The organism is Ilumatobacter sp., assembly GCF_030065885.1.
Lineage (GTDB): Bacteria > Actinomycetota > Acidimicrobiia > Acidimicrobiales > Ilumatobacteraceae > Ilumatobacter.
In genome coordinates, this window is record NZ_JASJCS010000038.1 from 20,221 (window position 1) to 27,190 (window position 6,970).

The 6,970-nt window shown below is 69.0% G+C and carries 3 protein-coding genes; all 3 read left to right on the forward strand.

Annotated features, from left to right (window positions below; translation table 11 throughout):
• Nucleotides 1-48 precede the first annotated feature (48 nt).
• Nucleotides 49-2,910, forward strand: a complete 2,862-nt coding sequence (locus QNJ12_RS10440; RefSeq protein ID WP_300622552.1) for a hypothetical protein — start codon at nucleotides 49-51, stop codon at nucleotides 2,908-2,910.
• A gap of 57 nt (nucleotides 2,911-2,967) precedes the next feature.
• Nucleotides 2,968-5,226: a calcium-binding protein gene (locus QNJ12_RS10445; RefSeq protein WP_300622554.1), complete on the forward strand. Its 2,259-nt coding sequence runs from the start codon at nucleotides 2,968-2,970 to the stop codon at nucleotides 5,224-5,226.
• A gap of 23 nt (nucleotides 5,227-5,249) precedes the next feature.
• The coding region (locus QNJ12_RS10450) for a choice-of-anchor Q domain-containing protein (protein ID WP_300622556.1) at nucleotides 5,250-6,970 on the forward strand (1,721 nt) is incomplete at its 3' end.

The window sequence follows — 6,970 nt, forward strand, 5'->3', positions numbered from 1 at the left end:
TAGTAACGTCGGGCCTCGGTGACCAACCAGGCGGAAGGGGCGGGATCGATGAAGACGCGCGGGCGGCGACTGCGTTCGGTGAGATGGCTGGCGGGTGCGGCGGTGCTGATCGGCACGGTGGCGGCCGTCACGGGCGGGGGCGCCGTCGTGCGAGCCGAGGCGGCGACGACCCTCAGCGCCGGCCAGGGCCACACGTGCGTGGTGCTGTCGGCCGAGGTCCAGTGCTGGGGCCAGAACGACGTCGGTCAACTCGGCAACGGCACCAACACCCAATCGGTCGTCCCGGTGACGGCGACCGGCCTGACCGACGTGACCTCGGTCGCGGCCGGGAAGCGGCACACGTGTGCGATCAAGAGCGACGAGACGCTGTGGTGCTGGGGCGCGAACAACCAGGGGGCCCTCGGCCTCGGCAACTACTCCAACGTGAACGTGCCGACGCTGACGCCGCTCACCGGCGTGATGCACGTGTCGACGGGTGTGAACCAGACGTGCGCGACCAAGACCGACTTCACGATCTGGTGCTCCGGTGGCCCGACCGGTGACGGCACCGGGAACGGCAGCAACTCGTTCGTCCAGGTGTCCGGGATCACGAACGGCAAGATGACCGCGTCCGGCGAGTTCACGAGCTGTGCCGCGCTGAACGACGGCACCGCCAGGTGCTGGGGCAACAACTCCTTCGGCCGGCTCGGTATCGGCGTCATGGGCGGGGAGTACGACGCGCCGCAGACGGTGCTCAACCTCACGACCGTCGACACGATCCACCTCGACGGCAGCTCGACGTGCGCGGTGCTGACCGACGACACGGTCAGCTGTTGGGGGGCCAACTTCTTCGGTCAGCTCGGCGACGGCACGACGAGCTCGAGCTCGACGCCGGTCGCCGTGCCGGGTCTGACGGGCGTCGAGCACCTCGACGTGTCGCAGTCGGGTGTCTGTGCGATCAAGTCCGACGACACCCTGTGGTGCTGGGGCAGCAACGTGTACTACGCGATGCAGCAGCCGTCGACGACGTCGTTCCTGAACACACCCACCCAGATCACGCTGCCGTTCACGCCGGACCTGATTGCCGGCGGCCAGCTCCACTTCTGCTCGCTCGCCACCGACGGCACCACGATCGGGTGCTGGGGCTCGAACCGCGACGGCCAACTCTCCGGATCGGTGACCGAGGAGGTCAGGATCCCGCTCACCGTCCAGGGCGTCAGCGGCTCCCAGATCACGGCGGGCAGCGTGCACACGTGCGCCGTGCTGACCACGGGCGGCGTGTCGTGCTGGGGCGGCAACGACACCAACCAGACGGGCGCAGGTGTGTCGAGCGGACCACCCACGCCGCCGACCGCCGTCGTCGGGGTCACCAACGCCGAGTGGGTCGAAGCAGGGGGCGCCACCGGAAGCGTGCAGGCGGCGACGTGCTCACGCTTCACCGACGACAGTCTGAGCTGCTGGCCGCCCATGCTGAGCGATCCAGGGCTCTCGCTCGGCACGGTCGACCACTCGTTCGGGTCGGGCTTCGGGTGCGCGGTGCTCACCGACAACACCATCGAGTGCTGGGGCAGCAACACGCAGGGCCAGCTCGGCGACGGGACGACGAACTTCGCGTCCACGCCGGTGGCGGTCGACGGCATCACCACCGCCGACAAGGTCGACGCCGGGTTCCTCCACACGTGTGCCGTGCTCGCCGACGACACGGCCCGCTGCTGGGGACACAACTTCCAGGGCAAGCTGGGCGACGGCACGACCAACCAGGCGCTGACGCCCGTGACGGTGACGGGGCTCACCGGTGTCGACGACATCAGCGCCGGCGACAGCCACACCTGTGCGGTCAAGACGGACGGCACCGTGTGGTGCTGGGGTGACGACTACCCCGGCGGCGCGCTCGGCGACGGCCTCGGCACGTCGTCGACCACGCCGGTGCAGGTCTCGGGGATCACCGACGCGATCGCCGTCGAGGCCGGCGACGGCGGTGCGTGCGCCGTCCACACCGGTGGGACCGTCTCGTGCTGGGGGGCGAACGGGTCGGGCCAGCTCGGCGACGGTTCCCTCTTCGGCTCCGACGTCCCCGTCACGGTGACCGGCGTGACCGGCGCCGACCAGATCTCGTACACCGACGAGACCGTCTGCGTCCACAAGACCGACGACACGTTCATGTGCTGGGGCTTCAACGTGTACGGCCAGACCGGCACGCCCTCGTACACGTCGACGCCGTACATCGTCCCGTTCGGCGCGGCCGCGCTGTGCAACGGCCTGACGCCGACCGTGTTGCTGGGCAGCGGCGGTGTACCGACACCGGGACCGGACGTGATCCTCGGCACCGACAACGCCGACGTGGTCGACGGGCTCGACGGCGACGACGTGATCTGTGGCCTCGACGGCGACGACACGATCGAGGGCGGCAACGGGCTCGACACGATCTTTGGTGACGGCGGCGTCGACGACCTCTCCGGCGGGAAGAACAACGACATCATCTACGGCGGCGCCGAGGGGGACACGCTCTACGGCGGCGGTGGCGGCGATCGCCTCTACGGCGAGGACGGCGACGACACGGTCCGAGGCGGCAACGGGAACGACGTCATCGAGGGCGGTCCCGGTGCCGATGAGCTGCGGGGTCAGAACGGTGAGGACGAGATCTGGGCGAACTCGGCGGCGGATTCGTCGACGACCGATGTCGACCAGATGTACGGCGGCGGTCTGTACGACGACGTCACGGGCGACAACGGCGACGACATCCTGTACGGCGGGAACTTCGCAGACGTGTTGTCGGGCAAGTCCGGTGACGATCAGCTGTTCGGCAACAACGGTGAGGACACGTTGCGGGGCGGCCCGCACGTGCTGGGCGACACGTGCAACGGTGGCACCTTGAACTCCGGTGCCGGTGACACGGCGACGGCCTGCGAGACCGTGCTCAACGTCCCGTAGCGACGAAGCGGGCGAGCACCCACGGACACACACAGATACGAATCGAAAGGCGGATCGATGGAACGACGAACCTGGCGCAGCCTGGCTGCGGCGACGTTGCTGGCGAGCTCGGTGGCGACGATCGGCGGTGCGCAGACGGCCGTCGGCGCGCCGACGGTCCACTACGTCGACGTCGCCCACGTCGGAGGCGCGGAGGACGGCTCGTCGTGGAGCGATCCGTACCACGATCTCACGTCGGCGCTCGCGGCGGCATCGACGGGCGACGAGATCTGGATCGCGCAGGGAACCTACGTGCCGGGCGCCAACCGAACGGACACCTTCGCGCTCGTCGACGGCGTGAGCCTGCTCGGCGGGTTCGCGAACGGCGACCTCCTCCTCGATCGAGACCCGGCCTCGAAGCAGACGATCCTCTCGGGCGAGATCGGCGTCGCCGGCGACCCGACCGACAACAGCTACAACGTCGTCGCCGCGACGGCGGGTGTGAGCACTGCGACGCTCGACGGCGTGACGATCGCCGACGGCAACGCCGACGGGGCGACGCCGCAGACGTTTCACGGCGGCGGGGTGTACGTGGATGCCGGCCTGGTGACGCTCCGGGACGTCGTGGTGCGCGACAACGACGCGTCGGTGGGCGGACCCGGTGTGACCGTGCGCGGCACGAGCGGCGCAGCCGTCGAGATCGTCGACTCGCGCATCCGCGACAACGACGGTCCGTTCGCAGCGCTGTTCGTCGACGTCGGCGAGTCGATGGCCATCCGTGACGCCGAGCTCAGCGGCAACGGCGGCGGCGCGGTGTTGGCGCAGGGCACGCTCGAGGTCGTCGGTACGTCGATCATCGACAACGGCGGCACCTCGAGCGGTGGTGCCGTCGGGATCAGCGGTGCGACGGCGTCGATCGTGAACACCACGATCATGGGGAACCTCGGTGGACCGGGCGCCGGAATGTCGGTCCGTCCGCGGTCCGGGCCGTTCGGCAGCGATGCCGAGGTCGACCTCGCCAACGTGCTGATCGCCAACAACCACACCTCGGCCACCAACGGGGGCGGGCTCTATCTCGCCGGCAGCACCAACGGCGGGATCGACCGCTACGTCACCGTCGAAGCGACCAACGTGACGCTCGCCGAGAACGCGTCGGTCTTCTGCTGCCCGAACAGCGGTGGCGACGAGATCTTCGCCTCGACCGAGCTCAACCTCGCCGGTACGGATCCGCTGGTGTCGGCCGGGTTCGACAACTCGATCGTCTGGAACACCCGCGAGCTCGCGCCGGGGATCCCGTCGCTGCCGTTCCTGCCCTCCGACCGGCTGCCGATCGCGTGGCGCAACAGTCTCGTCGTCACCTCCGGTGGTTCGGGAGCCGGGTGGAACACCGACCTCGGGGGCGACGGCGGCGGCAACATCGACGACGACCCGGACTTCCTCTTCCCGGGCCTCGGCGTCCGAACCGACACCAACTACCGGCTGCTCGCCGACTCGCCGGCGCTGGGTGCCGGCGCGAACGCGTTCCTGCCCTCCGACGTGCTGGACGTCGACGGCGACCTCGACACCGTCGAGACGCTCCCGCTCGACCTCGACGGCGAAGCGCGGATCCAGGGACCGACGGTCGACATGGGTGCCTTCGAGGGCGGCGACTTCCTGTGCGCGGGCGAGGTGGTGACCGTGCGCATCGCGCTCGGCGAGACGCCAACGGAATCGCGTGACGTGATCCTGGGCACCGATGGTCCCGATGTGATCGATGGTCTGGGTGGGAACGACGTGATCTGTGGTCTCGATGGTGATGACGTGATCGATGGTGGGCCGGGGTTGGACACGATCTTCGGTGATGGTGGTGTCGACGATCTCGAGGGTGGTCAGGGCAACGACACGATCTACGGCGGTGCCGAGGGTGACACGATCTACGGCACCGGTGGTGGTGATCACTTGTTCGGTGAGGGTGGTGACGACGTGATCCGGGGCGGGAACGGCAACGACACGATCGAGGGTGGTCCGGGTGCGGACGAGTTGCGGGGCCAGAACGGTGAGGACGAGATCTGGGCGAACTCGGCTGCTGATTCATCGACCACGGATGTCGACGAGATGTACGGCGGCGGCCTGTTCGACGACCTCACCGGCGACAACGGTGACGACCTCATGTACGGCGGCAACAACGCCGACGTGCTCGCCGGCAAGGGCGGCGATGACGACCTGTTCGGCAACAACGGTGCCGACACCCTCCGCGGTGGGCCACACCTCACCGGCGACGACTGCAACGGCGGCGCCATCAACTCCAGCACCGGCGACACCGCCAACGCCTGCGAGACGATCGTGAACGTGCCATGACACGCACTTCGAGGGAGACCGACGTGAACCGATTCAACCACCTGCGCCGTGCGACCCGTCTCGCCGCAGCAGCCACCCTGCTCGCCGGAACGGCGACAGCAGCTTCACTCGCAACGTCTCCCACGGCGGCGGCGACGTCGATCACGGTCGACAAGAGCGACGACGTGGTCGCCGACGACGGCTTCTGCACGCTCCGGGAAGCGCTGACGGCAGCGAACACCGATTCGGCGTCGGGCACGACGCGCGGCGAGTGCCCGGCCGGCTCGGGCGACGACACGATCGTGATCACCCCGGGCATCGACAAGGTCACGCTCTCGCTCGGTCAACTCGTGATCTCGAGCGACCTCACGCTGAACGCCAACGGCGCCACGATCGACGGCGATCTTGCGAGTCGGGCCATCGACATCACGGGTGGTTCGGTGACGCTCAACGACCTCGTGATCACACGTGGGTCGTCGGGATCGGCCGGAGGTGGCATCGACATCTCGAACGCGACGGTGGCCATCAACGGGTCGCTGGTGACGGGCAACGTCGCCACGACGGGCGCAGGTATCCATGTCGTCGACTCGGTCGTCGATCTGCTCGACAGCTCGGTCACCGGCAACGACACGAGCGTTGCCGGTACCGGCGGCAGCGGGATCCGCGCCGCAGGAACCTCGTTCCTGACGCTGGTCAACACGGAGGTCGACGACAACCTGTCGCTCTCCACCGGCGGCGGGCTCCGTGTGGATTCGGGCGTGACCGCCATGGTGATCGGCGGGACGGTGAACGGCAACGAGGCATCGCTCGCCGGCGGCGGCATCGAGGTCACCGACGGCGCGGCGCTGACGATCACCGGGGCGACGATCAGCGGGAACACGGCCGGGAGCGGGGGCGGCATCGTCAGCGCCGGAACGACGACGATCGAGACCTCCACGGTCAGCGGGAACTCCGCGACCACGAGCCGCGGCGGCGGCATCAGCGCCAGCGCGGGCGTCCTCGGCATGTTCTACTCCACCGTGTCGGGCAACGACGCCGCCGACGGTGGCGGTGGGATCCACAACCTGGCCGCAGCGGTCACCGTGTCGAACTCGACCATCTCGGGCAACCTCGCCGGCGGCATCAGCGGGTTGGGCGGCGGCGTCTTCGCGGACAGCTCGACCACGATCATGTTCTCGACGATCAGTCGGAACACCACGGCGGTGGGCGGCGTCGACGGCGTGCTGGCCCGGGGAAGCGGGACCGCCGTCACGGTCGGTGCGTCGATCATCGCCGACAACTCGTTGCAGGGCGACGACGTCGGTGTCGCCCTCGGCGGGTCGTTCGTGAGCGAGGGCTTCAACGTCGTCGGCGACGGCTTTGCGAGCTTCACGCAACCGGGCGACGTCTCTGGCATCACGAACGCCCACCTCGGTCCGCTCGCCGACAACGGCGGCGCGACGCTGACCCATGCACCGACGACGATCTCGTCGGCGGTCGATCGTGTCTTCGGCACGGTGTCGGGCGACCTGCTGTTCGACCAACGGCTCGTGCTCCGCCCCCAGGGGATCAACAAGGATTCGGGCGCCGTCGAGGCCAGGCAGTGCGCCGGCCAGGTGGTGACTGTCGACCTCGCCTTCGCGCAGTCGCCCACCACGGGTGACGACGTGGTGTCGGGGACGCCGAACGCGGACACGATCGACGGTCTCGACGGGAACGACGTGATCTGTGGTCTCGATGGTGATGACGTGATCGATGGTGGGCCGGGGTTGGACACGATCTTCGG

Excerpts from the sequence above, each read along its gene's own strand:
- QNJ12_RS10440 (WP_300622552.1), top strand. The coding sequence starts at position 49 with ATGAAGACGCGCGGGCGGCGACTGCGTTCGGTGAGATGGCTGGCGGGT.
- QNJ12_RS10445 (WP_300622554.1), top strand. The coding sequence starts at position 2,968 with ATGGAACGACGAACCTGGCGCAGCCTGGCTGCGGCGACGTTGCTGGCG.